The following is a 23,446-nucleotide window of genomic DNA, read 5'->3' as shown; positions in this document are numbered from 1 at the left end:
GGTCGTAGGTTCAAATCCTACCCCCGCAACCAGATGAAGAACTTACCTAGTTACGCGGCGACGACGAGCGATTTCGCCAGTTTTCGGGCATGTTTCCTTGACTTTTTGGCTCATGCTGCCTAGCAGGCGCCTCTTACGAACTTTCAGATTCTTACGGAGTGCCCATGGCGCGCGTTACTGTCGAAGATTGCGTCGACAAGATTCCCAACCGCTTCGATCTCGTCCTGCTTGCTGCGCAGCGTGCGCGTGAGATTTCCGGCGGCGCCGAGCTCACCGTCGATCGCGACCGGGACAAGAATCCGGTTGTTGCCCTGCGCGAGATTGCCGAGCAGACCGTCAAGCCCACCGAACTCAAGGAATCGCTTGTCACCTCGATGCAGCGCGTTCTGCCCGAGGACGACGACGAGATGGACGATATCGGTTCGCTCAGCCAGTCGGCCGAGGCTCTGCGCATCACCGCTTCGGCGCCGACGCGGAACACTTCGATCGGCGGCGACTACGACGGCTGATCCTTTTCGTTGACTGTCCTTTCGGGACAGGCAACGATGGCCGCGTGGCTGCCAAGAAACGAACACTTCCGCGTATTGCTGGTTTCACAGGGGGACCGTCCAAGAAGGCCGGTCCCCTTGGTGCGTCCGGTTCCGGCGCGACCATTGCCGTCTACAGCGTCAAGGGCGGGGTCGGGAAGACGACCTTTTCCGCCAATCTTGCCTGGTGTTCGGCGGCGCTGTCCGGCCATCGCACGCTTTTGTGGGATCTCGATGCCGCTGGCGGATCGGGTTTTCTCTATGGGCTGGAACCCAAGGGCTCGCGGCTGGCCGAAGAGGTCTTTTCGCGCGAACGCTCGCCCTCCGCGCTGATCCAGCACACCGGCTGGGACAATATCGATATCCTGCCTGCGGATGAGAGTATCCGCGCGCTCGATGCCCAGTTGATGCAGCTTGGCAAGCGCAAGCGGCTGGCCAAGCTGACCAGCCAGCTTTCCGCGCAGTATGAGCGCATCGTGCTCGATTGCCCGCCGGTGATGAACGAGCTTTCGGCGCAAATCGTGCGTGCGGCCGATCTGGTGATCGTGCCGCTGCCGCCATCGCCGCTTTCTGCGCGGGCTTTCGATCTGGTTGTGCGGGAAATCTCCGGAAATACCAAGCGGCATCCGCCGATTCTGCCGGTGCTTTCCATGCTCGACATGCGCCGCACGCTGCACCGCCAGGCGCATGAGGCCAATCCGAACTGGCCGTCGATTCCCTATGCCAGCGTGGTCGAGCAATGTGCTGTGCACCAGCAGCCGGTGGGGGCGCTGGCACCGAACAGCCCGGCCGCGCAGGCTTTTGCAAGGCTTTGGGCCGCGATTGAAAAGAAGCTGGGCGAGAAGCGCTGAACCTGTCAGCATTGTTGCGGTGCGAAATGCGGCTGTTCAGCGGGCCGCGCAAAGGCTAGCCTTGCTTTATGCAAGGGGATAGCATCAGCGGGATCGGCGAAAGTCTGGGGGACATCGGGCAGGGGGCTCTGGCCGCGCAGGCGGTGGAGCCGCAGGCCGGTGGCGGCGATGGCGATGATGGTCATACGCATGAGAGCGCGTGCCTGAACTGCGGCACGGCTCTGATCGGAGCACACTGTCATGCCTGCGGTCAGGCTGCGCATGTGCATCGCTCGCTGGCTGCGTTCTTCCATGACTTGCTGCACGGCGTGTTTCATTTCGAGGGCAAGATCTGGCGCACCTTGCCGCTGCTGGCCTGGCGGCCGGGCCGATTGACGCGCGAATATATCGACGGGCGCCGCGCCAGCTACATTTCCCCGATTGCGCTGTTCCTGTTCAGCGTATTCCTGATGTTCGCGGTGTTCCATGCAACGGAAAGCCACGACGAGCATGACAGCAGCAATCTGATCGGTATCGGGCAGAGTGTTGAAGGCATCGAAGACGGTCTGGCGAAGCTGAAAGCCCGGCGTTCGGCTGCCGCTGCCAAGGGAGAGCCGACAGCCGATCTGGACCGTCTGATCGAAGACCGGACCGAAACGCTTGCCGAATTGCAGGAGTTGGAGGCAGACGGGGTGACGGTCGATGTCAGCAATCTTGGCGGAGAGGGCGTTCACAGCGATATCCCGCAGCTCGACAAGGCGATCAAGAAGTTCAAAGCCAATCCGGACCTCGCATCCTACAAGCTGCAGACTTATGCTTATAAATACAGCTGGGCGCTGATCCCGATTTCGGTGCCGTTCCTGTGGCTGCTGTTTCCTTTCAGCCGGCGTTTCCACCTCTACGATCACACGGTGTTCGTGACGTACTCGCTGTGCTTCATGACGCTGTTGGTGATCATAACGATGCTGGCGGGCGCGGCAGGCGCAGGCTGGGTCGGAGCGGTGCTGTTCTTTGTGCCGCCTTTCCACATGTACCGGCAGTTGCGCGGAACATATGGGCTGTCTCGCTTCGGCGCGGTCTGGAGGAGCTGGCTGCTGGTCTGGTTCTCGGCCAGCGCCTTGCTGATCTTCTTTATTCTGATCATGGCGCAGACGGGCTCCTGACGATGATAGGATCATGGCTCTTGGCTCTCGCGGCCAGCATGGGGGGAGGCACAGACACGGCTGGAGACCTGCATCTGCAGGGGCGTTGCGCATACAATGCCGTTGTCCGCGCGCAGCGCGGGGATACCGTTCTGGTCACATGCGACACGGTGGATATTGACCTGTCTGCCGACGCGGGCAGCGTCGTCTACAGCCGGCGGAGCTGGGACGTGACGATGCTGCGCGTCGAGGGGGAATGGGAAGGGGACAGCATGACCGTGCGCCATATGGTCCTGCGGAACGGCACCAGCGACGATGCCAAGGGCATGTGCAGGATATTCCGGCGAGAGGGCCGGGTGTCCGTGGTGTCATGCCTCGCGAAGATGGGCACGCGTTCCTATGCGGCGAATTTCGAGACATCGCGCATCAACAACTGAAAAAGCCCTGAAAGGCAAAGAAAGGGGCGCAGAACCTTAAGTCCTGCGCCCCCTCCTGCATTCTCCCTCAGGGAGAGCTGAGATGCCTGTCAGGCGCCTTGCGGCGTGGCGCTGCCGCCCGAGAGGCGCTTGCCGGTCTTGGGGATCGACGAGCCCGAGACCGGACGTGGCGCCGAGGGGCCGCGCGGTTCGTTCGGCCGGTCGATATGGCCGGTTTCGAGCAACTGCTTTATCTCGTCGCCCGAGAGCGTCTCGTATTCGAGCATGGCATTGGCCAGCGTGTGCAGCGCCTCGTTCTGCTCGTTGAGGATCTGCGTGGCGCGGGCATGGGCATTGTCCACCAGCAGGCGGATTTCAGCGTCGATCACCTTGTTCGTCTCGTCGGAGGCCATCGTGCGGTGCGATCCGCCCATGCCGAGATAGCCTTCCTGGCTTTCCTCGTACTGCAGCGGGCCCAGCTTGTCCGACATGCCCCACTTGGTGACCATGTTGCGGGCCAGGCTGGTGGCGTACTGGATGTCCGACGAGGCGCCGGAGGAGACCTTGTCGTGCCCGAAGATCAGCTCTTCCGCCACGCGGCCGCCCATCGAGACCGAGAGGTTCGCCAGCATCTTGTCGCGGTGGTAGGAATAGCTGTCCCGCTCGGGCAGGCGCATGACCATGCCCAGCGCGCGGCCGCGCGGGATGATCGTGGCCTTGTGGATCGGGTCCGAGGCTTCCTCGTTCAGCGAGACGATCGCGTGGCCCGCCTCGTGGAAGGCGGTCATCTTCTTCTCTTCCTCGGTCATGACCATCGAGCGGCGCTCGGCGCCCATCATGACCTTGTCCTTGGCGTCCTCGAACTCGGCCATGGCGACGAGGCGCTTGTTGCGCCGCGCGGCGAGCAGGGCGGCCTCGTTGCACAAGTTGGCGAGGTCCGCGCCCGAGAAGCCCGGGGTGCCGCGCGCGATCACGCGGGCATTGACGTCGGGCGCCAGCGGAACCTTCTTCATGTGCACTTCGAGGATCTTCTCGCGGCCCTCGATGTCGGGCACCGGCACCACCACCTGACGGTCGAAACGGCCCGGGCGCAGCAGCGCCGGGTCGAGCACGTCGGGGCGGTTGGTCGCCGCGATGATGATGATGCCTTCGTTGGCCTCGAAGCCGTCCATCTCGACGAGGAGCTGGTTCAGCGTCTGCTCGCGCTCGTCGTTCGAATTGCCGAGGCCATGGCCGCGATGGCGGCCGACGGCATCGATCTCGTCGATGAAGACGATGCAGGGCGCATTCTTCTTGGCCTGTTCGAACATGTCGCGCACGCGGCTGGCGCCGACACCCACGAACATCTCGACGAAGTCGGAGCCCGAAATGGTGAAGAACGGCACGCCCGCTTCCCCCGCGATGGCGCGGGCAAGCAGCGTTTTGCCGGTGCCGGGCGAGCCGACCAGCAGCGCGCCCTTCGGGATCTGGCCGCCGAGCTTGGAAAAGCGCGAGGGATCGCGCAGGAACTCGACGATTTCCTCCAGCTCCTCACGTGCTTCGTCGATACCGGCGACATCGTCGAACGTGACGCGGCCGGAGCGTTCGGTGAGCATCTTGGCCTTGGACTTGCCAAAGCCCATTGCGCCCGATCCGCCGCCTTTCTGCACTTGCCGCAAGGCGAAGAAGGCAATGCCCACGATCAGCAGGAAGGGCAGGGTCTGCGCCAGGATATAGACCAGCAGGCTGCCCTGTTCGGCTTCCTTGCCGGAATACTTGACGTCATGATCCTGCAGAAGCTGTGGCAGCGTGGTGTCGCCCGGCACGGGCACCGTGGAAAAGCTGTCCCCATTGGTGAACTTGCCGGTGATGCGGTCCTGGCTGATTTCCACCGAGGCCACGCTGTCGCTGGCGACGCGGGCGCGGAAATCGGAATAGGGAATCGCCGGGCCGGTTTCGCTGCGCGCACCGAACATGGACACCACCATGAGAAGCGCGAGGAAGATACCGCCCCAGACGAGCAGGCTCTTGATCCATGGATTGCCGCTGGGCTGGTCGTCGTTCATTGTCGGAAGTTGTCCTTTCGCCCGCTAATGTAGGCGCCCACAGCTGAATCTCAAGTTAGCGAAGCCATACAGAGTAATCGTTTCGTCCGGCCGTTGCCAGAGGCGTTCAGGCCGTGAATGCCGCCGGGCCCGAAGGGCGGATATAGCGTGGCATATCGATGCCCTGCCGCTGGGCCGCATCGAGGAAGATCTGCTCCATCGAACCGGCATGATCGGTGGAAAGGTAATTGCCTTCGTCATCGAAGGAAACGTTCACGCCGGAAACGACCATAAATCCTTCCACCGGCTCGCCATCTTCGGGAATGTGGAAGCTGTGCACGGTGCCCGGCGGTTCGTAGAGATAGCTGCCTGCCGTTTGCGTGTCCTGCGGGTATTCCTTGTAGCCCCATGTGCCTTTAAGCGTGAAGAAATGCACCGCGCCGGTGTGGAAGTGCTTGGGCAGCGTGGTGCCCGGCGCATAGCGCACATAGAGCACCCAGGTTGCGTTGTCAGGATCGAGGAACAGCGGCCACAGCTTCATGCCCGGAATCAGGTGGCCCAGATCGATGGCGGGTTCGGTGTTGACGTTGAGCGAGAGCAGGCGGTCCTGCTCATGAATGGCAAGCGGCAGCGGCATGGTGGTTCCTCTCCTGAATTGAGGGAGAGGGTGGCATGGGCGCGCGAGCGGCTCAAGGGCCGCGCAATAGTCCTCCCCGGGACGGGGAGCGGGACCATGCGCAGCATGGTGGAGGGGATTCCCGCCCCGGCGTGACGGTGCGTGGGGCCCAAAGTCCCCTCCACCACCAGCTTCGCTGGCGGTCCCCCTCCCCGTCCCGGGGAGGACTGTTACGTCTTCACAAGCTGATAATCGCCCGCATCGTCCACTTGTGCTTTCCAGCCCGGATAAACGACGATGGTGGTGAAGGTCTCCTCGATGATCGCAGGGGAGGGCACTTCCATGCCCGGCTCCAGATCCTTGCCGAGATAGACCGGCACCGGCGCAAAGCCCTGGCCGAGGTTGGCGCGGCGCTGCTTGGCGGCGACCGGGGCCTTGCCCGAGGGCGTGAACCCACCGGCTGCGCCGGGCGAGGGCGTCACCACAAGGGCGGCAAGGCGCACGCCTGTAATTTCAGGCACCTCGTGCTCGCGGATGTGGTTGTATTCGGCCATGTGGCGCGCGTTGAACAAGGCAATCGCGTGCTCGCCGAAATCGTCTCCGATGAACGAGAGATCGCCCAGCGGCACGTCCGTTTGGTAGTCCAGCGAGAGTGAGAAGTTCTGCCCCGGATAGCGCATGTTGAGCTGGTAGTTCACGCGGATGTCCCCCGCCGCGAAGTGCGCATCGGTGAAGAACTTACGCGCGCGGTTCGAGAGGTCGGTCCAGAGCTGGCGAATGCGCTCCAGATCCAGTGCCTTGGCCGAGGCGATATAGCTGCGTTCCTCGTCGATCGTCGGGTTGGCCACCAGCGTGCCGAGCGCTGAGAAGGTGGGGGAGGCCTTGGGCACCAGCACGCGGGTAATGCCCAGATCTTCCGCCTGTATCGCGGCGAAGGCCGGGCCGTTGCCGCCATAGGCTAGCATCACGAGATCCTTGGGATCGATGCCCTTGCCCGCCGTGGTGCGGCGCACGCCCTGGCTCATGTTGGCATTGACCACGCGCCAGCAATCAAACGCGGCCTGTTCGGCGCTTCCGTGGCCCATGTCATCGGCGATGCTCTGGAAGGCTTCGTCCACGCCCTTGCGCGTCAGTGTGAAGCTGCCGCCCGCGAACCCTTCATCCGTAGAGAGAATGCCCAGCATCACCAGCGCGTCGGTCACCGTCGGCTCGGTGCCGCCGCGCCCGTAGCAGATCGGGCCGGGCTCCGAGCCTGCTGACTTCGGGCCGACTTCCAGTGCCCCCGCATTGACGTGACAGACCGAACCGCCGCCTGCGCCCAGCGTTTCCACTTTCACCATGGGCACGCCGATCAGGTAGCGGTGGTGCATGTTCCACCCCGCTTCGGCCGGGGCCTGCCCGCCGACCACCAGCGACATGTCATAGGAAGTGCCGCCCATGTCGACGCAGAGCAGGTCCGGGCAGCCCTTGGCGCTGCCGGTGTGGGCCGAGCCGATTACGCCGCCTGCGGGGCCGGAGGCCAGTACACGGATCGGGGCGCCGTCGATGTATTCCTTGGTCATCACCCCGCCCGAGGCCTGCATGACCATGAGCTGTTTGGTGTACCCGCCCTCGGCGAGGCGCTGCACCAGCTTTTCCAGATACCCGGTCACGCGCGGGCCGACATAGGCATTGACCACGGTGGTGCTGGTGCGGTCGTACTCGGGCGCGCGCGGCAGCACTTCGTGGCTGGCGGAAATGTAGGCGTTCTGGATTTCCTGCGTGACGATCTCCTTGGCCCGGCGTTCGTGTTCCGGGTTCACGAAGGAGAACAGGAAGCTGATCGCCACGGCTTCCACGTTCTGCAGCCGCAGCTTGCGGCAGGCCTCGCGCAGTGCGTCCTCATCAAGGGCGTGGTGGACAGTGCCGTCGTGCAGAATGCGTTCGGGCACGGTCAGGCGGCGGCGGCGCGGAGTGATCTGCTTGGGCGGCGCGAGGCGCACGTCCCAGATGTCTTCCTTGTAGCCGCGCCGGTATTCGATCTCGTCGCGAAAGCCTTCGGTGGTGATGAGGCCGGTCAGGGCGCCGTTCATCTCGATCAGGGTGTTGTCGGCGACGGTGGTGCCATGGACGATCGCGTCGCACCGGCTGAGAAACGCACCGAGATCGAGGCCTTCCTTCTCTGCCAGCTTGCCGAGGCCCTCCATTACGCCCAGCGAGCGGTCCTCCGGCGTGGAGAGGTTCTTGTGCAGGATAACCTCGTCTCCCTTGAGCAGGGCGAAGTCGGTGAAAGTGCCGCCGATGTCGATGCCCACCCGGTAATTCTTGGCGCGATTGGTCATTCAGGTCTCTCCTTGTCCTCCCCGGATCGGCGAGGTGGCAGCCCGCAGGGCTGACGGAGGGGATTCTCGTTCCGGCGCTGTGTGTGGTTGCGCGCGCCTTTCCGGTTCGCGTTTGCCGGGAGTCCCCTCCACCGCCTGCAGCGGTCCCCCTCCCCGTACCGGGGAGGATTTGTTCGTTACTCCGCGGCTTCCGCCACGGCTTCCATTTCCGCCCGCAGCGCCTCGGTTGCTGCATGGTCCACGGCCAGCGTGTAGTCATCGAGGCTGCCGGTCAGCACCACGCCGTACTTCGCCCGCGCGGCTTCGAGGCTCACGTATTCGTCGAGCACGTCCTCCTTCACCGCCTCGGGATCGCGCAGCAGCGGCTGGCCGAAGCCGGCGCCGCCGCCGTGCTGGTAAGCGATGACCGCGCCTTCGGGCAGCAGGTCCTGAGCCGTGTGCTCGATCTTGCGCTCGTTGGGAGAGCCCACTTCGAAGTGGTTGGAATAGGGAATCGCATCGTCCCCGCCGCACATGCCGCGCAAGGGGTGGTCGGCCGAGACCATCCACGCCATCGCAGAGGTGGGCTTGAGCACCTGCTTCACGTTCAGCGAGCCCGGCGCCCCGCGCCACTGGCCCGCACCGCCGCCGTCGGTGGTCATCTCGCGGCTGATGTTGAGGATGGGAAAGCGGCTTTCGGCGTCCTCCGCTTCGGAGAGGATCAGATTGCCCAGCGAATTGGGGCACGATCCCCAGCCGTCGATGCCCTGCACGGCGGAGACGTCCATCGAGCGGCAATCGACGCCCTGATCCATCCACATCATGCCGTTTGCGTCGAAACCGATGACGGCGTTGGGCATGCCGATCTTGTAGAGCTGCGGTTGCGCCCGCTCCGGAGCCACTTGCGAGAGAGCGAGGCACACTGCCTCGGTAATCTCGCAGGCCGGATGGAACGAGCCGAGCGCGGCGGGCTTGTTCGGGGGCGGCTGGGCGATGCAGCCTTCGGGAATGACGATCTCCACCGCATTGAACATGCCCTCGTTGCGCACGATCGTCGGGTCCATGTGGGTGATCACTTGCGTCATCACATAGCTGCGCGAGTTGGCGAAGGTGTTCCACACGCCGACCAGATCCTGCCGGTCGTCGGTGCCGGTGAGGTCCACGGTGAGCTGGTCGCCTTTCACGGTGCAGGTGACGTGGACCTTGATGTCTTTCGTCCCGGCGGTGTCGTGGTCGATCAGGACAGTGCCTTCATAGGCGCCGTCGGGCCATTTCGCGATTTCCTCGTGCATGCGCTTTTCGGTGTGCTCGATCGAATGGTTGATCGCCGCCTTCACCACCTCCGCGCCCCACTTGCCCAGCAGGTCCTCCAGCATCTTTGCCGCATGCTGCACCCCGCCGATCATCGCCGCGATGTCGCCCGCGAACGTGGCGAAGCGGTTGTTGCGCACCACCATGTCGAACACGTCGCGCCGCAGCTCGCCCCGGTGGACCAGCTTGAGGCAGGGGTAGATCACGCCCTCGGTGAAGACGTCGGTCGCCTCCAGCGTGAAGCCGCCGGGGTCCTTGCCGCCGGTGTCGCCCTGATGCGCCTGCAGCGTCTGGATGCAGATCAGTTCGCCGTGCTCGTCATAGACCGGGCCGTAGACGTTGTAGTCCGGCAAGTGCCCGCCGCCGTGATCGGGATCGTTGGCGAGGAACACATCGCCTGGCCCCCAGTCGTACCGCTCCTGGTTCATCAAGCCCCAGCGCGTTTCCATCTGGTTGACGAACGTCAGCTGCGGCGTCCCGATCGCGCCCATCGCCAGCCGCCCGTGCGCATCGACAATCGCCGCATTGCGCTCGTTCGACTGGTTGATGATGGGGGAGGAGGCGGCGCGGCCCAGATACGTCGCAGCCTCGAAGCACACGGTTTCGAACGCGCCGCGAATGATATCGGCTGTGACCTGATCGATCGCGGCCGTGGCGGGCAAGGGCTCGCGCGGAGCCGCCAGCTTGCGGTTCAACTCGTAGGACATCGCTGCACTTCCTCTTCCGCCCATGCTCTTTGTTCTTGAGCTTCGGGGAATAGGGCCACAGCGTGCCGCTTTTCTCTACAAACCGTGCGGTCCCGCGTGCACTTTGCGAAACGCGGGCAAGAGCCTCATACCAAAACGCGATGAGCCTGACTCATCGCGTTTTGGTCAGCCCGTGCGGCACTTGGGCATTTTCCAAGTCTGATGCGTCAGCATCTCAAAGACTTGGTATCAATCGACCATGGCGGCGACGATATGGCGCAAATCCCGCGGCGTTAATGCGCCTGCAGGAAGCATGCCTTTCATCACCTCTGCCCGGGAAATGGACGGCCTTGCATTATGTTGGGCCGTGGTCTTGTTCTTGGGCGCATAAGCGGCGCCGGTATTGTCTGTAATCATGTAACTCCGTGATGTGCGGCCTGTGGCCGCATTCCTTCTATCGTTTGAACTGGCCGCGCCTGCGGGGCGGGCCACCTGCCTGACCGGGGGTGCGTTCGCGGAAGACGATGCGCCCCTTGGTGAGGTCATACGGCGTCATCTCGACGTGAACGCGATCGCCAACGACGGAGCGGATGCGGAACTTGCGCATCTTCCCAGCGGTATAGGCGATAATCTTGTGCTCGTTATCGAGCGTGACGGCAAAGCGTCCATCGGGGAGGATTTCCTCGATGTAGCCTTCCATGGTCAGCAGTTCTTCTTTGGCCAATTTCGTTCTTTCAAAAATGGACAGGCTCACGCCAGCTCAGCATTGAGCAGCGGCTGGCGATGAGAGCCATGCAGCAAGAAAAGGGAGAAAAGGCTGCAAAGTGCAGCAAAAAAATCCCGTCGCAGGCGACGCAGCCGCTGCTATGTAGTGATTATTGCGGAAATTGCAAATTGTAGCTTCAGCACCCCGTTTTGGCGGGGCGCGAATTTCCGTTTCAGTCGCTTTCGAACGCGGCGCGAATGTCGTCGGGGGCGAGGTCGGAGAACTTGGTGATCCGTGCCTCGAACTTCAACCTGACGCGGCCGGTGGAGCCGTGGCGCTGCTTGGCGACGATCAGTTCGGCAAGCCCCGTGACCTGTTCCATCTTCTGGCGCCATGCCTCCCATTTCTCGACGACATCCGGCGGATCGCCCTCGGCCGGGTATTTGGGCTCGGTCGCATTGACGTAGTAGTCCTCGCGGAACACGAACCAGACCATGTCGGCGTCCTGCTCGATCGAGCCCGATTCGCGCAGGTCCGAGAGCATCGGCTTCTTGTCCTCGCGCTGTTCGACGGCGCGGCTGAGCTGCGAAAGCGCGATCACCGGCACTTCCAGTTCCTTGGCCAGCGTCTTCAACCCGCGCGAGATTTCCGAAATCTCGTTCACGCGGTTGTCGCTCGCACGGCCCGAGCCCGAGAGCAGCTGGAGGTAGTCGATGATGATCAGGCCGATATTGTGACGGCGCTTGAGGCGGCGCGCGCGGGTGCGCAGCGCGGCGATCGAGAGGCCCGGGGTATCGTCGATGTAGAGCGGCAGTTCGGCGAGGCGCTGGCTGGCAAAGGAGAGTTGCTGGAAATCCTCGCGGCTGATCTTACCCATGCGCAGGGCTTCCGAAGAGATGCCCGACTGTTCGGCGAGGATACGCGTGGCGAGCTGGTCGGCACTCATTTCAAGGCTGAAGAAAGCCGTCGGTGCACCTACCGACTTGGCATGCTCGATTCCGTCACGCACGGTATCGTCGATATAGCGCTGCGCGGTGTTGAAGGCGATGTTGGTGACCAGTGAGGTCTTGCCCATGCCGGGACGGCCAGCGAGAATGATGAGGTCGGAATCGTGCAGGCCGCCGATCTTGTCGTTGACGGAGGTAAGCCCGGTGGTCTTGCCCGAGATGTGGCCGCCCGAATTGAACGCTTTCTCGATGTTGAAGATCGCGGTGCGCGTGGCGGCCGAGAAGCTTTTCGCCTCGTTGGCCGAGGCGGCACCTTCGGCGACCTTGTAGAGCGCGGCTTCCGCTTGCTCGATCTGCTCCATCGGCTCGACCGATTCGGAGGTGTCCATCGCCCCCTCGACGAGCCCGCGCCCGACCGAGATAAGCTCGCGCAACAGGGCGAGGTCATAGATCTGGTCCGCCAGTTCGCGCGGAGCGAGCAGGCCCTGTCCATCGGCAGTGAGGCGGGCGAGGTAGGACACGCCGCCCAGGGCCTTCAGCGCCTCGTCCGATTCGAAATAGGGGCGCAGAGTGACAGGCGTGACCACGGCCTTGCGATCGAGCAGGCCCAGGATGCGTTCGTAGATCCGCGCATGGACCGGCTCGAAGAAATGCTGGGGGCCCAGCTGGGTCTGCAGTTCCTCGATCACGCGGTTGTCGATCAGCACCGCGCCCAGAAAGGCGGCTTCCGCCTCCACGTTGGAAGGCAGGGTGCGGGCTTCGGATTCGGCAGGTTTGATGAGTGCTTGTTCAGGGGCCATAAGCGCGGCACCATGATCGTCCAGCGTAGTGCTCGCAAGCGCGATGTGTCCCGTTTTTAATCCACAGGGTGTGGAGGACCTTCGCCGGGCTTGCCCGCCCATGCTGCAAGCGCGTAAAGGCGGTGCGCATCATGGCGGACCCGCGCATCATTCATATCGAACTCGACGAGGCGACCATTCTGTGGCGCAACGCTGATATCGAACAGGAACGGCGTATCGCCATCTTCGACCTGATCGAGGATAACCTGTTCAAACCGTTGCGATCCTATGCCGCCGGGCATCAGGGGCCGTACCGGCTCAAGCTTTCCGTGCGGGACGGCAGGCTGTCCCTGGAAATCGATAACGAGGCGGGGGAACCGCTGGAAACGCTGCTGCTGGGGCTGGCGCGGTTTCGCCGGTATATCCGCGAATATTTCGCGATCTGCGACAGCTACTATCAGGCGATTCGCAAGTCGACGCCGCAGGAGATCGAGACCATCGACATGGCCCGGCGCGGAGTCCACAACGAAGCGGCGGAGCTTTTGCTGGAGCGGCTGGAAGGCAAGGTCGAGACTGACTTTCCCACCGCCCGGCGTCTGTTCACGCTGATCTGCGTCCTGCATATCCGGGGCTGAGGAGACGACTGTGGCAGCGCGGGGTGGGAAACAGCGCAAACGTGCGCGGCTGAGCGGCGCGGCCAAACTGCGCATTCTGGGCGCGGTTTTGCTGGTGGCGCTGGTGGCCGGGGCCTGGACCTGGTGGCAGATGCATCACTGGCTGCCGGACCGGGCCAGCTTCCCCATGCAGGGCGTGGAGATCGGCGCGCAGGATGGCGATGTGAACTGGGAATCGCTGAAAGCCATCGGCGCCGATTTCGCCTATATCGATGCGAGCGCCAGCGCGTTCGCGCGTGATCCGCGCTTCGTTGCCAATTTCGATGCGGCGCGCGCGGCGAAGATGCAGGTGGGCGCGGTCCACCTCTACGATCCGTGCCAGCCCGCCGAAAAGCAGGCGGCGAATTTCGTGACCACCGTGCCGCGCGATCCGGCCCTGCTGCCGCCTGCGGTGGAACTGGACATGCTGGCCGATAATTGTCCGGTCCACGTCAGCGATGCGAAAGTGGAAAGCGAGCTGATGACCTTCCTCAATCAGGTGGAAACGCATGCGGGCAAGCCGGTGATCTTGAAAGTCACGCCCCGCTTCGAGGCGCGCTATGGCATTGCCCACAAGCTGGACCGGAACCTGTGGCTGGTGCGGGACCGGCTGATGCCCGATTATGCCGGGCGGCCCTGGACGTTGTGGACAGCCAACACCAGCCTTGCGAACGAAGTTGCGAAAGGCGGGCTGCGCTGGGTAGTGGTGCAGCCATGACCGAGAGCAAACGAGATGCCCTGATCGCCGCCGCGCGCGAAGCGGCCGCCGGGGCCTATGCGCCCTATTCGAACTTCCATGTTGGGGCGGCGCTGCTGCTGGCCGACGGTTCGGTGGTGACGGGCGCCAATGTCGAGAATGCCAGCTACGGCCTTGCGCTCTGCGCCGAGACGGTGGCGGTGGGCAAGATCCTCTCCACGGTGGAGCAGGGCACGCTGGAGGCCGTGGCCGTGACCGGCGGCGCCCCGGGCGCGCCGGGCGAGGGGCCCACGGTTACGCCGTGCGGGCGCTGCCGTCAGGTGCTCAACGAAATCGCGCAGCTGGGGGGCACGAACCCGGTGATCTGGTGCGACGGGGCCGATGGCGTGCTGGAACTGCGCCTGTCAGAACTGCTGCCGCACGCCTTCGGGCCCGCCAATCTCGGCTGAGCCTTAAAGCAATATGCGGGACATCTGAGCTAAAGTCCGCTCGTCCTGAGCCTGTCGAAGGACGCGGGCGCAGCGCCGGGGTTAACACCCTTCGACAAGCTCAGGGTGAGCGGGGAAGGAGGCAGATCTTACGCACGATGCCTCAGCTTTCGCGCTCGATCAGCCATTCCAGCAGGGCGCCCATGCAGTCCTGCCCGAGCTGCATCGAGCGTTCGGGGCTCCAGCCTTGACGGCGATCGGCTGCCGGGTTGTGGTCCTTGAACGGCATTTCCAGCGTCATCGAGACGCAGCCGAAGCGCTCGGCCAGCAGGTTGGTGGACATCGACAGATTGCCCGTGCCCGGCCGCGCGACCGGATAGCCGAGCCGCGTCTGAAAATCCGGCGTGCGGCGTTCGAGCAGCTCTGCGTAGCGGTTGTACCCGGAAAGCTGTGTGTCCTTGAGCGAGGGAATGCCTTCGAATCCGGCGAGGAACACGGCGGGAATTGCCTCGTCGCCGTGCACGTCCATCGCGAAATCGACGCCTGTGGCATCCATGGCATTGCGGATCGCCAGCACTTCGGGAGACTTCTCGGGGGTGGGATTATCCCACTCGCGGTTGAGGTTCACGCCCGCTGCATTGGTACGCAAGTGGCCGCGCCGGGAGCCGTCCGGATTGGCGTTGGGCACCACGTGCAGCCGACAGCGGCGGCGCAGTTCGCGGCCTACCGAACTGGCCGGATCGGTGAGCAGTTCCAGCGCACCTTCCATCCACCATTCCGCCATCGATTCGCCCGGATGCTGGCGAGCATAGAGCCAGACCTCGACCGGCCCCGCGCCCATTTCCAGACAATCCACCGGCTGGCCGTCGAGCGTGGTGCCGAGGCAGCGGTACTCCACGCGCCCGGCCATACGCGAGACGAGATCGTGATGCCGCTCCATCGAATAGGGCGCGAAATAGGCGAACCAGGCGATGTTGCCGGAGGGCTTGTAGCGGATCGTCAGAGTGCCGCCGTCGCGGCTTTCGTCCCATTGGCTCTCGGCACGGCCCCAGAACTGGCGGTCCTCGGAAACGCAGGCGTTGTAGCCGGACCAGCCCAGCGGATAGGCAGAGCGGTTGAGCCCGGTGATCACCAGCGTCAGTTCGCGCTCTTTCGCGCCGCTGACGCGAAAGTGGAACCACTGGAAGAAATCGGAATTGTAGTCCCGCCGGATGGCGAGGCGGGCCGTGGTGCCGTCTATGGAGAGGACTTCGATATTGCCGGAATCGAAAGCGGCGCTGATCTGGATGTCGTTCATTTCACTAAAATAGTTTCGCCGGACTGGCCCGGAAACCCCTTGAACAGCGCTTCGGCCATTTTTGCGGCGCCCAGAGAGGTTTGCGCCATCGGTGAACTGGCGCGCACGGTGAAAGCTGCGCGGCCTTCCCACAAGTGTCTGCCGCTGGCGCGGTCCTGAATGGTGACGGCGAGCTTGGTTTCGACCTGTTCGGGCGGCGGGCCGGACAAGTCTATGCCGACTCCCACGCCCACACCGGACCCATAGCTGCCGGTGCTGCCGCCCACGCCGACCGAGACGGGGTTGGAATTGCGCTGCGGCAGGTATCTGTGCCGTTCCAGGCTGAGGAGAGCGACCTGACCGCTCCCGCTTTCGCCGGGCAGGGGCAGGGTATAGCCCAGCCGCGTCAGTTCGCGGCCCACGGCCCCGGCATAGGCGCGGAATTCCATATCGTCGAGCTGGCCCGGCGCGGGCTCCACGCGGATCGTGCCGTGCCCCAGCGGCGTAATATCGGCGGCGTGAAAGCGGGTGACTTCAACCGGCCCCACCGGCGCGACGCAGCCGGAGAGGGCGGCGCTGGCGGCGAGAGCGAGCGCGCCGGTGAAATAGGCGCCGGTAAAATGAGCAAAGCGGGGCAATTTCATGGCATCCTCCAGCCTCTGGGCGCCGGTTCTCCGGGCCGGTGTGCCGCGCCCGGGGCAGGGATGCAAGCGGCACTCACCGGGGCGGCTCGGCTCCTGGGAACTCGTCGAACAGCGCGCGCGCCAGCTTGGTGGCGATCTTGCTGTCGTTCCAGTGGCTGTCGCCTTCGTAGGTCGCGATGGTGGCATAGCCTTCCCAGAGCACTTCGCCGCTGGCCTTGTCCTTGATGCGGACATCGAGCCGGGTCGAGATGAGCGCGGGAAGCGGCTTGGACAGATCGACGTTGAGGGACAGGCCATAGCCGGAGTACCCGTGCGAGCCCACCGCGACGGCCGCGCTGCCGCTGACCGGCTTCTGCTTGCCTTCGGGCGGAACCAGCACTTGCCGTTTGAGCCGCAGCGTTGCCACTTGCGCGTTTTCCGTGCCGGAATGGCGTGTGTCGTACCCGGCGCCGATCAGGGCATCGACGACCGCGGCTTCATAGGCTGCGCGTTCGTTCTGCCCGGACCACGGGGTGTCGCCCGATTCGGATTCGACGGTGATGGAGCCGTGGCCCAGTTCCGCTGCGGCGGGGGTGGCAACGGCGAATCGGCTGGCTTGCACATGCCCTTCACGCGGATCGCGGCTGCGGTGGCGGGATATCCGCGAATCCGTGGGCCCGTCCCAGCGTGAAGAACCCCAGCCCGGGGAGCGCCATCCCGATCCCCAGGGTGAAGGCTGGGCCAGGGCCGGGAAAGGGACAAGCAGCATGGCAGCTATGCCTGCCGCGAAAGTGGCGCCCGTAAGCTTTGACATGTGTTTTATCTTTTTCCCGAATTCGGTATGGCCGCACCCTGAAAATGGTTATGCGGACTGCCGCTTGCCAGCAGATGAATGGCGGAACAATGGGCGGGCAGCGGCGTCTTGCGCTTGACTTTGCAGGCGGCTCCCACTAACGGCGCCACTTCGAATTTCCGGCGGACGGAATGTTTCCAGACAGCCGCCCAGACAGACGAGACACACGATGAAGATTCGCAACAGCCTGAAGTCGCTCAAGGGTCGTCACCGGGACAACCGCGTGATCCGCCGCCGCGGCCGTACTTACGTCATCAACAAGACCAATCGCCGGTTCAAGGCCCGCCAGGGCTGATTCGTTTCGCCCATCCCTGCCGATAAGGCGGGGATCACAGGCGGACGGGTTCTTGTGTTGACGATATGAGGCCCCCGCCATTCGCGGGGGTCTTGTCATGTCTGCCATAGATGCGGTTGTTTTCGATGTGGGCCGGGTGCTTGTCCAGTGGGACATGCGCCTCTTGTTCGCCAAGCTGATCGGCGATCCCGAGCGGCTGGACTGGTTCTGCAGCACCGTCGTGACCGAGGAGTGGCATTTCCAGCACGATGCCGGGCGCGATCTCGCGGAGATGGTGGCCGAGCGCAAGGCCGAGTTCCCCGGTCATGACGATCTGATCGACGCTTACGCCACGCGCTTTCTCGAAACGATTCCCGGCAATGTGCCTGGCAGCCACGAGATCGTGCGCGAACTGGCCGGGCGGCAAGTGCCGTTGTTTGCCATCACCAATTTCGCCACGCCGTTCTGGCGCGAGTACCGCGCGACCGAGCCGCTGTTTGATCTGTTCGGAGACATCGTCGTTTCCGGAGACGAAAAGCTGGCCAAGCCCGATCCGAAGATCTTCGAACTGGCCGCGGGGCGCTTTGGGCACGAGCCGGGCGCGATGCTGTTCATTGACGATAACCCCGCCAACGTCGCCTCGGCGCAGGCGCTGGGATGGCAGGTGCACCACTTCCACGATGCGCAAACCCTGCGCGCCGATCTCGCAAGCCGTCAGTTGCTCGGCTAACGCCGTCAGGGGACGGACAGGGCTGGCGGTATGGCATGAACCGGTCCGTTCCGCCGGTTTTTGTGCGCCCAAAATTTATTTCGCAGTTGCAGCGTAAACGCTTGGCAAGTCCCGTTCCATGTTGCATCACATGGACAAACGGGAGTCACAATGACGGCTGCGGGCACGACGAATTTCGACGAAATGCTCAACGGGGACGGTGCGGTTCGTCCCGCCTATTCCGATTTTTGCGAATGGTACGGTTCCCAGGACAAGGCCTGGCTGAAACGGCAGGACGCGGAAGCCGAACGTTTCTTTCGCCGCATCGGAATTACTTTCAATGTCTACGGGGATGACGCGGCCGAAGAGCGGCTGATCCCGTTCGACATGATCCCGCGCATCATCACCGCGCGCGAATGGCGCAAGCTGACGCGGGGCATCGAGCAGCGGGTGCGGGCGCTCAACGCTTTCCTGCAGGATCTCTACCACCGGCAGGAAATCATCCGTTCCGGCCGCCTGCCGGTCCATGCGCTGCGCGACAACGATGCCTTTCTTTCGCAGATGATCGGCTTCACGCCGCCGGGCGGGGTCTATACCCATATCGTCGGTATCGATCTGGTGCGGACCGGCCCGGAAGAATTCATGGTGCTGGAAGACAATGCCCGCACCCCCTCCGGCGTCTCCTACATGCTGGAGAACCGTGAGACGATGATGGCGATGTTCCCGGAATTGTTCACCAAGGTTCCGGTGCGCCCCGTCTCGGACTATCCGCGCCGTTTGGCCCGCTCGCTGCGCGCCTGCGCGCCGCCCGCCTACAGGGGCGGCAAGCGGCCGGTGGTGGCGGTGCTGACGCCGGGCATCTACAATTCGGCCTATTTCGAACACGCCTATCTGGCGGACCAGATGGGCGCCGAACTGGTCGAGGGCAGTGACCTCAGAGTGATGGACGGGCGCGTCGCCATGCGCACCACCACCGGGTACAAGGCGATCGACGTGATCTACCGCCGCGTCGATGACGATTACCTCGATCCGCTGACGTTCAATTCCAGTTCGGTGCTGGGCGTGGCCGGGATCATGGACGTCTACCGGGCAGGCGGCATCACGATCGCCAATGCGCCGGGCACCGGCATTGCCGACGACAAGGCGATCTACAGCTACATGCCCGAGATCGTGGAGTTCTACACCGGCGAAAAGCCGATCCTGAACAACGTGCCGACCTGGCGCTGCTCCGAAGCGGATTCGCTGGCCTATGTGCTGGACAACCTGAAAGACCTGGTGGTCAAGGAAGTGCACGGTTCGGGCGGCTACGGCATGCTGATCGGGCCGACTTCCTCGAAAAAGGAGCTGGCCGCGTTCGAGGCGAAGCTGCGCGCGAAGCCCGATAACTACATCGCCCAGCCTACGCTTTCGCTTTCGACCGTGCCGATCTTCACCAATGCGGGGCTGGCGCCCCGGCACGTCGATCTGCGGCCGTTCGTGCTGGTTTCGCCCGATGGCATCGATATCACGCCGGGCGGGCTGACCCGCGTGGCGCTCAAGAAAGGGTCTTTGGTGGTCAATTCCTCGCAAGGCGGCGGCACCAAGGATACCTGGGTACTGGACGAGTAATGCTGGGAAGAGCTGCCAACGGCGTCTACTGGATGCACCGCTATCTGGAGCGGGCGGAAAACACCGCGCGCCTGATCGATGTAGGCTTCCATCTCGCTCTCACGCGCGGGGACAAGCAGTCCGCCGACGAGGAATGGAAATCGGTCCTCACCACCACCGGACAGGTCGAGGCCTATTGCCGGACGCATGACGATTTCGGCGGGCCGCAGGTCTTCAACTACCTGCTGCGCGACAAGGACAATCCCGGCTCGGTGCTGCAGATGGTGGAAAACGCGCGCACCAATGCCCGCGTCGTGCGCACCAGCATCACCAATTCGGTGTGGGAAGCCACCAACGAAGGCTGGATGACGCTGCACGATCTGCTGTCCCGCCCGGTGCGGGAAAGCAATCTGGGCGAAGTGCTCGCCACCGTCCGCCGCCAGTCGATGCTGGTGCGTGGTGCGCTGGAAGGCACGATGCTGCGCAACGAAGTGTTCAACTTCGCGCGGATCGGCACTTTCATCGAACGGGCGGACAGCACCGCGCGCATCCTTGACGTGAAGTACTACGTGCTGCTGCCGTCGGTTGCCTGGGTGGGATCGAGCCTCGACAACGTGCAGTGGGAAACGCTGCTGCGCTCCGTCGCGGGCAACCGGGCCTTCACCTGGCTCAACCCCGGATCGATGGACCCCAAGGAAATCGCGCGGTTCCTGATCCTGGACGGCCAGTTCCCGCGCAGCCTAGTCTTCTGCTATGAGAAGATCCGCAGCAACATGGCGGGCCTCGCCAAGGAATACGGGCACGAGGTGTCCGCGCACGAACTGTTGCGCGATGCCGGGGCCCGGCTGCACCAGACCTCGATCGACGAGATCTTCGAGGGCGGGCTGCACGAGTTCCTGCAGGACTTCATCGGCAAGACCGTCGAGATCGGCAATATGATTGCCGCCGATTACCGCTTTATCGAATAGGACGGCACCTGTGCTCCTGACCGTGACTCATACCACGCGCTACAGCTTTTCCGGCCAGGTCTCTCATGGCCTGCAGCGGTTGCGGCTCAAGCCCAAGCCTACGCATGGGCAGGAAGTGGCCGAATGGCACATGGACCTTACCGGCGCGAAGCCCGAGGCAGAATACGACGATCAGCACCACAATCACACCGATCTGGTGTCGATCGAGCCGGGCGTGCCCGAAGTCGTGGTGACATGCCGCGGCATTGTGCGGACGATCGATAACAATGGTGTAACCGGCCCGCATACGGGCCATATGCCGCTGTGGTGCTTTCTGCGCCCCACGCCGCTGACCCGCGCGGGCAACCGGGTGCGCCAGCTTGTGGCATCGGTCGATGCCGACCGGGCCGATACGCTGAACTTCCTCCACGCCCTCTCGCGCGCCATCGGGGAGCAGGTCGAATATGTTCCGGGCACCACCGATGCGGCGACGACCGCCGAACAGGCGCTGACCGCGGGGCAGGGCGTGTGTCAGGACCACGCGCATATCTTCATCAGTGCTGGGCGCCTGCTGGACATTCCGATGCGCTATGTCGGCGGCTATCTGCGGATGGACGGCACGGTGGAACAGGAAGCCGGGCACGGCTGGGCAGAGGCGCATGTGCCGGGGCTCGGCTGGATCGGATTCGATATCTCCAATGAGATCTGCCCCGATGAACGGTATATTCGCGTAGCCACCGGTTGTGACTATAGCGAGGCCGCACCGGTTACAGGTATTGCCATGGGAGCCGGGGAAACCAGCCTCGATGTCCATTTGTCGGTGGACGAGAAGGTGCTAGGCACGCAGCAGCAGTTTTCTGCTGGCAAGGGCCAGCAACAGATTCAGGGCGGCTGACGAACCGTGCGTGCGGCCCGGCGGCCGCGGCGGGCTTCAGGGTTTGCATTTCGGTTTTGCAAGGGCATAGTTTGCAATGACGTATTGCGTGGGCATGATGCTGGAAAAGGGGCTCGTTCTGATGAGCGACACCCGCACCAATTCCGGCGTCGACAACATTTCCACCTTCCGCAAGATGAACCACTGGGAAATCCCGGGTGAACGCATGATCGCCGTGATGACGGCAGGCAATCTCGCCACCACGCAGGCCGTGATCAGCCAGCTTGAAGAGCGCAACAAGGCGCCTTCGGAGCGGCACAATTCGCTGCTTGATGCGGAAACCATGTTTCAGGTGGCAACGATCGTGGGCAACCTGCTGCGCGATACCATTGCTGCCCGCGCCAGCGACAACGGGCAGGATGCGGCCGCGGGCACGTTCAGCGCGACGATGATCGTTGCCGGCCAGATCAAGGGCATGGAGCCGCGGCTGTTCCTGATCTACCCCGAAGGCAATTTCATCGAGGCGAGCTTTGATACGCCGTTCTTCCAGATCGGGGAGACCAAGTACGGCCGCCCGATCCTGATCCGCGGCTATGATCGCGAAATGACGTTCGAAGCCGCTGTCAAGCTGATGACCGTCTCGTTCGATTCGACGCTCAAGGCCAATCTCTCGGTGGGCCTGCCGCTCGATCTGCTGGTGATTGAGCGTGATCACTTTACGCCGCATCACGAACGCCGCATCGATGCGGCCGATCCCTATTTTCAGGCGGTTTCCACCGGATGGGGCGAAGCGCTGAAGCAGGCGCTCGATGCCTTGCCGGATTACCGGATGGACCCGGACTTGCAGGACGCGGCGGAATAAGTCCTGCCCGGCACCTGCAACGGCAGGGGCTTGCGTTCCAGTCCTGACGCTTTGCACCTTGTCTGGTTGTGATACACTGCATCTCGCAGGCGGCCCGCCCAGAGGCCGCAGCGGGAGAGGCCAGGATCATGCAGGATGTCGCCGCGCTCGATCTCCATTTTCTCGAATGGAACACACCCGAATTCGCGGCCAATCCCTGGCCCGAGTTCGAAAAGGCGCGGGCCCGCCATCCCTGGATTGCGCGGACGGGCGAAGGCTATGCGATCTTCGATCTGCGCGCCATTCGTGATCTGATGGTGCGTGATGACGCCTTGCGGCCGAGTTTCGATGGCATCGTCGATATCATGGAATGCCGGGGATCGCCCTGGGGCCGGTTCGCCGAGGAGCAGATGATCGCGCTGCCGGACCGCGAGCACCGGTTCCTGCGTGGTGCCTTCGCGCGCAAGTTCACGCCCCGCTATGCGAACCGGCTGCGTCCGCTCATGCGCGAGACGATGGCGCGCCTGCTGGCCGAATGGGCGCCGCGCGAGAGGATCGATTTCGAGGAATTCGCGTCGTACTATCCGATTGCGGTGACGGCGCAGATGGTCGGCGCGCCGGTTTCGGTTATCCCGGGCCTGCGCCAATCGATGGAGACGATGGGGCTGGCCTTTTCCATGGACAAGTCCCGCGTGCCGGCGCTCGATGCGGCTTTCGAACATCTGGACGCTTTCGCGCACGATTTGCTGGCCCGGCGGCGCGGAGCGACCGGCAGCGGAGAGGAAGCCGATCTTCTCGACATGCTGGTAGAGGCCGGGGCGGAAGGTGATGTGAGCGAGCGGCAACTGGCCGATCTCATCATCTTCCTGTTCGTGGCCGGATACGACACTTCGAAGAACGTGCTCACCTACATGATGCACGTGATGATGGATAACCCGGCGATCTATGAGCGCTGCGCGGAGGATCACGAGTACTGCCGCCGCGTGGTTGAGGAGACGCTGCGGGTTTTCAATCCCGGGTCTGCATTCCGCTTCGCCACGCAGGACATCGAATACCGCGGCGTGCGCATCCCGGCCGGGACCATGCTGTTCTTCAACCTCAATGTCGCGGGGCACGATCCGGTGCTGTTCCCCGATCCTGCGCGCTTCGATCCCGGCCGCGCCATCGTGGCCGAAAACCGGCATGTCGCCTTCGGCATGGGTAAGCACATGTGCCTTGGCCAGTACATCGCCCGTGCCCAGCTTCAGGAGGGGATTCACCTGATCGCGCAGCATATGCGGAGCCCCCACGCTGATGGCACACCGGGCTGGCGGCCCTTTCCGGGCGTATGGGGGATCAAGGGCCTGCCGGTCGCTTTCACACCTGCCTGAGATTTTCATACCGGCGCAAGACGAGGAACC

Annotated in this window: 24 protein-coding genes; 14 read left to right on the top strand and 10 right to left on the bottom strand. The window is 63.6% G+C overall.

What is annotated here, in order from left to right:
- Window positions 1-164: 164 nt before the first annotated feature.
- The 4 genes from rpoZ to MTR66_RS01235 all read left to right on the top strand — a co-directional run bounded on the left by rpoZ (window position 165) and on the right by MTR66_RS01235 (window position 2,936).
- A complete protein-coding gene (gene rpoZ, locus MTR66_RS01250; protein WP_243917213.1) occupies window positions 165-509 on the top strand; it encodes a DNA-directed RNA polymerase subunit omega in 345 nt (114 codons plus the stop codon).
- Window positions 510-553: 44 nt separating this feature from the next.
- Window positions 554-1,378: a ParA family protein gene (locus MTR66_RS01245; RefSeq protein WP_243917211.1), complete on the top strand. Its 825-nt coding sequence runs from the start codon at window positions 554-556 to the stop codon at window positions 1,376-1,378.
- Between the two features lie 68 nt (window positions 1,379-1,446).
- Window positions 1,447-2,520, top strand: a complete 1,074-nt coding sequence (locus MTR66_RS01240; protein WP_243917209.1) for a DUF3667 domain-containing protein — start codon at window positions 1,447-1,449, stop codon at window positions 2,518-2,520.
- 20 nt (window positions 2,521-2,540) lie between these two features.
- Window positions 2,541-2,936, top strand: a complete 396-nt coding sequence (locus MTR66_RS01235) for a hypothetical protein (protein WP_243917207.1) — start codon at window positions 2,541-2,543, stop codon at window positions 2,934-2,936.
- Window positions 2,937-3,025: 89 nt separating this feature from the next.
- Here MTR66_RS01235 and ftsH read toward each other — a convergent pair whose 3' ends face one another.
- From ftsH to MTR66_RS01200, 7 genes are all read right to left on the bottom strand, one after another.
- The gene (gene ftsH / locus MTR66_RS01230) at window positions 3,026-4,960 is read right to left on the bottom strand and encodes an ATP-dependent zinc metalloprotease FtsH (RefSeq protein WP_243917206.1); all 1,935 of its coding nucleotides are present in this window, start codon (window positions 4,958-4,960) and stop codon (window positions 3,026-3,028) included.
- 106 nt (window positions 4,961-5,066) lie between these two features.
- Window positions 5,067-5,576 (bottom strand): 2,4'-dihydroxyacetophenone dioxygenase family protein, encoded by a 510-nt coding sequence (locus tag MTR66_RS01225; protein ID WP_243917205.1) that lies wholly within the window; start codon window positions 5,574-5,576, stop codon window positions 5,067-5,069.
- 209 nt (window positions 5,577-5,785) lie between these two features.
- Entirely contained in the window at window positions 5,786-7,876 is a 2,091-nt protein-coding gene (locus tag MTR66_RS01220) for a hydantoinase/oxoprolinase family protein (RefSeq protein ID WP_243917204.1), read from the bottom strand.
- A 176-nt stretch (window positions 7,877-8,052) separates the two neighbouring features.
- The gene (locus MTR66_RS01215) at window positions 8,053-9,873 is read right to left on the bottom strand and encodes a hydantoinase B/oxoprolinase family protein (RefSeq protein ID WP_243917203.1); all 1,821 of its coding nucleotides are present in this window, start codon (window positions 9,871-9,873) and stop codon (window positions 8,053-8,055) included.
- Between the two features lie 228 nt (window positions 9,874-10,101).
- Complete coding sequence (locus tag MTR66_RS01210) at window positions 10,102-10,269, bottom strand: hypothetical protein (RefSeq protein WP_243917202.1); 168 nt, start codon at window positions 10,267-10,269, stop codon at window positions 10,102-10,104.
- Window positions 10,270-10,306: 37 nt separating this feature from the next.
- Entirely contained in the window at window positions 10,307-10,576 is a 270-nt protein-coding gene (gene infA, locus MTR66_RS01205) for a translation initiation factor IF-1 (RefSeq protein WP_243917200.1), read from the bottom strand.
- A gap of 214 nt (window positions 10,577-10,790) precedes the next feature.
- Window positions 10,791-12,305, bottom strand: a complete 1,515-nt coding sequence (locus MTR66_RS01200) for a replicative DNA helicase (RefSeq protein WP_243917198.1) — start codon at window positions 12,303-12,305, stop codon at window positions 10,791-10,793.
- A gap of 131 nt (window positions 12,306-12,436) precedes the next feature.
- Between MTR66_RS01200 and MTR66_RS01195 the strand changes: the two genes are divergently transcribed.
- Genes MTR66_RS01195 through MTR66_RS01185 form a run of 3 tightly spaced genes read left to right on the top strand, consistent with a single transcriptional unit; the run spans window position 12,437 to window position 14,083 of the window.
- Entirely contained in the window at window positions 12,437-12,919 is a 483-nt protein-coding gene (locus tag MTR66_RS01195; RefSeq protein ID WP_243917196.1) for a UPF0262 family protein, read from the top strand.
- A gap of 10 nt (window positions 12,920-12,929) precedes the next feature.
- A complete protein-coding gene (locus tag MTR66_RS01190; protein ID WP_243917194.1) occupies window positions 12,930-13,655 on the top strand; it encodes a glycoside hydrolase family 25 protein in 726 nt (241 codons plus the stop codon).
- The gene (locus MTR66_RS01185; RefSeq protein ID WP_243917192.1) at window positions 13,652-14,083 is read left to right on the top strand and encodes a cytidine deaminase; all 432 of its coding nucleotides are present in this window, start codon (window positions 13,652-13,654) and stop codon (window positions 14,081-14,083) included. Before MTR66_RS01190 ends, MTR66_RS01185 begins: the two co-directional genes overlap by 4 nt.
- Before the next feature lie 142 nt (window positions 14,084-14,225).
- Here MTR66_RS01185 and MTR66_RS01180 read toward each other — a convergent pair whose 3' ends face one another.
- From MTR66_RS01180 to MTR66_RS01170, 3 genes are all read right to left on the bottom strand, one after another.
- Entirely contained in the window at window positions 14,226-15,359 is a 1,134-nt protein-coding gene (locus tag MTR66_RS01180) for a M14 family metallopeptidase (RefSeq protein WP_243917190.1), read from the bottom strand.
- Window positions 15,356-15,982 (bottom strand): DUF4136 domain-containing protein, encoded by a 627-nt coding sequence (locus tag MTR66_RS01175; RefSeq protein WP_243917188.1) that lies wholly within the window; start codon window positions 15,980-15,982, stop codon window positions 15,356-15,358. Before MTR66_RS01175 ends, MTR66_RS01180 begins: the two co-directional genes overlap by 4 nt.
- A 73-nt stretch (window positions 15,983-16,055) precedes the next feature.
- The gene (locus MTR66_RS01170) at window positions 16,056-16,775 is read right to left on the bottom strand and encodes a DUF4136 domain-containing protein (RefSeq protein WP_243917186.1); all 720 of its coding nucleotides are present in this window, start codon (window positions 16,773-16,775) and stop codon (window positions 16,056-16,058) included.
- Window positions 16,776-16,983: 208 nt separating this feature from the next.
- Between MTR66_RS01170 and ykgO the strand changes: the two genes are divergently transcribed.
- The 7 genes from ykgO to MTR66_RS01135 all read left to right on the top strand — a co-directional run bounded on the left by ykgO (window position 16,984) and on the right by MTR66_RS01135 (window position 23,416).
- The gene (gene ykgO / locus MTR66_RS01165) at window positions 16,984-17,109 is read left to right on the top strand and encodes a type B 50S ribosomal protein L36 (RefSeq protein WP_004210176.1); all 126 of its coding nucleotides are present in this window, start codon (window positions 16,984-16,986) and stop codon (window positions 17,107-17,109) included.
- A 97-nt stretch (window positions 17,110-17,206) separates the two neighbouring features.
- Window positions 17,207-17,818 (top strand): HAD family hydrolase, encoded by a 612-nt coding sequence (locus MTR66_RS01160; RefSeq protein WP_243917184.1) that lies wholly within the window; start codon window positions 17,207-17,209, stop codon window positions 17,816-17,818.
- 150 nt (window positions 17,819-17,968) lie between these two features.
- The gene (locus tag MTR66_RS01155; protein ID WP_243917182.1) at window positions 17,969-19,405 is read left to right on the top strand and encodes a circularly permuted type 2 ATP-grasp protein; all 1,437 of its coding nucleotides are present in this window, start codon (window positions 17,969-17,971) and stop codon (window positions 19,403-19,405) included.
- Entirely contained in the window at window positions 19,405-20,352 is a 948-nt protein-coding gene (locus MTR66_RS01150) for an alpha-E domain-containing protein (protein WP_243917180.1), read from the top strand. Before MTR66_RS01155 ends, MTR66_RS01150 begins: the two co-directional genes overlap by 1 nt.
- Window positions 20,353-20,362: 10 nt before the next feature.
- On the top strand, window positions 20,363-21,226 hold the full coding sequence (locus tag MTR66_RS01145; RefSeq protein ID WP_243917178.1) for a transglutaminase family protein: 864 nt from the start codon (window positions 20,363-20,365) through the stop codon (window positions 21,224-21,226).
- 76 nt (window positions 21,227-21,302) lie between these two features.
- Window positions 21,303-22,067, top strand: a complete 765-nt coding sequence (locus MTR66_RS01140; RefSeq protein ID WP_243917176.1) for a peptidase — start codon at window positions 21,303-21,305, stop codon at window positions 22,065-22,067.
- A 128-nt stretch (window positions 22,068-22,195) separates the two neighbouring features.
- Window positions 22,196-23,416 (top strand): cytochrome P450, encoded by a 1,221-nt coding sequence (locus MTR66_RS01135; RefSeq protein ID WP_243917173.1) that lies wholly within the window; start codon window positions 22,196-22,198, stop codon window positions 23,414-23,416.
- The last annotated feature ends 30 nt before the right edge of the window (window positions 23,417-23,446 follow it).

This window comes from Novosphingobium beihaiense (assembly GCF_022832375.1).
Lineage (GTDB): Bacteria > Pseudomonadota > Alphaproteobacteria > Sphingomonadales > Sphingomonadaceae > Novosphingobium > Novosphingobium beihaiensis.
Note: the sequence above shows the minus strand (reverse complement) of the source record. Positions and strands in the feature narration are given on the sequence as shown.

Coding starts and splice junctions, on each gene's coding strand:
- rpoZ (WP_243917213.1), top strand. CDS start 165: ATGGCGCGCGTTACTGTCGAAGATTGCGTCGACAAGATTCCCAACCGC.
- MTR66_RS01240 (WP_243917209.1), top strand. CDS start 1,447: ATGCAAGGGGATAGCATCAGCGGGATCGGCGAAAGTCTGGGGGACATC.
- ftsH (WP_243917206.1), bottom strand. CDS start 4,960: ATGAACGACGACCAGCCCAGCGGCAATCCATGGATCAAGAGCCTGCTC.
- MTR66_RS01225 (WP_243917205.1), bottom strand. CDS start 5,576: ATGCCGCTGCCGCTTGCCATTCATGAGCAGGACCGCCTGCTCTCGCTC.
- MTR66_RS01220 (WP_243917204.1), bottom strand. CDS start 7,876: ATGACCAATCGCGCCAAGAATTACCGGGTGGGCATCGACATCGGCGGC.
- MTR66_RS01215 (WP_243917203.1), bottom strand. CDS start 9,873: ATGTCCTACGAGTTGAACCGCAAGCTGGCGGCTCCGCGCGAGCCCTTG.
- MTR66_RS01210 (WP_243917202.1), bottom strand. CDS start 10,269: ATGATTACAGACAATACCGGCGCCGCTTATGCGCCCAAGAACAAGACC.
- MTR66_RS01200 (WP_243917198.1), bottom strand. CDS start 12,305: ATGGCCCCTGAACAAGCACTCATCAAACCTGCCGAATCCGAAGCCCGC.
- MTR66_RS01195 (WP_243917196.1), top strand. CDS start 12,437: ATGGCGGACCCGCGCATCATTCATATCGAACTCGACGAGGCGACCATT.
- MTR66_RS01185 (WP_243917192.1), top strand. CDS start 13,652: ATGACCGAGAGCAAACGAGATGCCCTGATCGCCGCCGCGCGCGAAGCG.
- MTR66_RS01180 (WP_243917190.1), bottom strand. CDS start 15,359: ATGAACGACATCCAGATCAGCGCCGCTTTCGATTCCGGCAATATCGAA.
- MTR66_RS01175 (WP_243917188.1), bottom strand. CDS start 15,982: ATGAAATTGCCCCGCTTTGCTCATTTTACCGGCGCCTATTTCACCGGC.
- MTR66_RS01170 (WP_243917186.1), bottom strand. CDS start 16,775: ATGTCAAAGCTTACGGGCGCCACTTTCGCGGCAGGCATAGCTGCCATG.
- ykgO (WP_004210176.1), top strand. CDS start 16,984: ATGAAGATTCGCAACAGCCTGAAGTCGCTCAAGGGTCGTCACCGGGAC.
- MTR66_RS01160 (WP_243917184.1), top strand. CDS start 17,207: ATGTCTGCCATAGATGCGGTTGTTTTCGATGTGGGCCGGGTGCTTGTC.
- MTR66_RS01155 (WP_243917182.1), top strand. CDS start 17,969: ATGACGGCTGCGGGCACGACGAATTTCGACGAAATGCTCAACGGGGAC.
- MTR66_RS01150 (WP_243917180.1), top strand. CDS start 19,405: ATGCTGGGAAGAGCTGCCAACGGCGTCTACTGGATGCACCGCTATCTG.
- MTR66_RS01140 (WP_243917176.1), top strand. CDS start 21,303: ATGACGTATTGCGTGGGCATGATGCTGGAAAAGGGGCTCGTTCTGATG.
- MTR66_RS01135 (WP_243917173.1), top strand. CDS start 22,196: ATGCAGGATGTCGCCGCGCTCGATCTCCATTTTCTCGAATGGAACACA.